This window comes from Streptomyces sp. NPDC007808, from assembly GCF_042868655.1.
Lineage (GTDB): Bacteria > Actinomycetota > Actinomycetes > Streptomycetales > Streptomycetaceae > Streptomyces.
The window spans coordinates 1-1,667 of sequence record NZ_JBIAEQ010000022.1 but is presented as its reverse complement, the minus strand read 5'-3'; the positions used below and the strand labels follow the sequence as shown (position 1 = coordinate 1,667).

2 rRNA genes are annotated in these 1,667 nt (G+C 57.2%); both read right to left on the bottom strand.

Going from position 1 to position 1,667, the window contains the following annotated elements:
- Positions 1–117, bottom strand: a 5S ribosomal RNA gene (rrf, locus tag ACFYNL_RS39710).
- A gap of 91 nt (positions 118–208) precedes the next feature.
- Positions 209–1,667: ribosomal RNA gene (locus ACFYNL_RS39705) — 23S ribosomal RNA — on the bottom strand; the annotation flags it as partial.

Sequence of the window (1,667 nt, the reverse complement as noted above, 5' to 3'; positions counted from 1 at the left end):
GTTCGGCGGTGTCCTACTCTCCCACAGGGTCCCCCCTGCAGTACCATCGGCGCTGTAAGGCTTAGCTTCCGGGTTCGGAATGTAACCGGGCGTTTCCCTCACGCTATGACCACCGAAACACTATGAAACTGTGAACCGCCGCACCACCGGACCAATACCGGCGGGGCTGTTCGTGGTTTCAGAACCAACACAGTGGACGCGAGCAACTGAGGACAAGCCCTCGGCCTATTAGTACCGGTCACCTCCACACGTTACCGTGCTTCCAGATCCGGCCTATCAACCCAGTCGTCTACTGGGAGCCTTACCCCATCAAGTGGGTGGGAGTCCTCATCTCGAAGCAGGCTTCCCGCTTAGATGCTTTCAGCGGTTATCCCTCCCGAACGTAGCCAACCAGCCATGCCCTTGGCAGAACAACTGGCACACCAGAGGTTCGTCCGTCCCGGTCCTCTCGTACTAGGGACAGCCCTTCTCAAGACTCCTACGCGCACAGCGGATAGGGACCGAACTGTCTCACGACGTTCTAAACCCAGCTCGCGTACCGCTTTAATGGGCGAACAGCCCAACCCTTGGGACCGACTCCAGCCCCAGGATGCGACGAGCCGACATCGAGGTGCCAAACCATCCCGTCGATATGGACTCTTGGGGAAGATCAGCCTGTTATCCCCGGGGTACCTTTTATCCGTTGAGCGACGGCGCTTCCACAAGCCACCGCCGGATCACTAGTCCCGACTTTCGTCCCTGCTCGACCCGTCGGTCTCACAGTCAAGCTCCCTTGTGCACTTACACTCAACACCTGATTGCCAACCAGGCTGAGGGAACCTTTGGGCGCCTCCGTTACCCTTTAGGAGGCAACCGCCCCAGTTAAACTACCCATCAGACACTGTCCCTGATCCGGATCACGGACCCAGGTTAGACATCCAGCACGACCAGAGTGGTATTTCAACGACGACTCCACGAACACTGGCGTGCCCGCTTCAAAGTCTCCCACCTATCCTACACAAGCCGAACCGAACACCAATATCAAACTGTAGTAAAGGTCCCGGGGTCTTTCCGTCCTGCTGCGCGAAACGAGCATCTTTACTCGTAGTGCAATTTCACCGGGCCTATGGTTGAGACAGTCGAGAAGTCGTTACGCCATTCGTGCAGGTCGGAACTTACCCGACAAGGAATTTCGCTACCTTAGGATGGTTATAGTTACCACCGCCGTTTACTGGCGCTTAAGTTCTCAGCTTCGCCCCACCGAAATGGAGCTAACCGGTCCCCTTAACGTTCCAGCACCGGGCAGGCGTCAGTCCGTATACATCGCCTTACGGCTTCGCACGGACCTGTGTTTTTAGTAAACAGTCGCTTCTCGCTGGTCTCTGCGGCCACCCCCAGCTCGAACAGCAAGTGTTCTCACCAGACGTGGCCCCCCTTCTCCCGAAGTTACGGGGGCATTTTGCCGAGTTCCTTAACCATAGTTCACCCGAACGCCTCGGTATTCTCTACCTGACCACCTGAGTCGGTTTAGGGTACGGGCCGCCATGAAACTCGCTAGAGGCTTTTCTCGACAGCATAGGATCATCCACTTCACCACAATCGGCTCGGCATCAGGTCTCAGCCTCGTGTGCGACGGATTTGCCTATCGCACGGCCTACACCCTTACCCCGGGACAACCACCGCCCGGG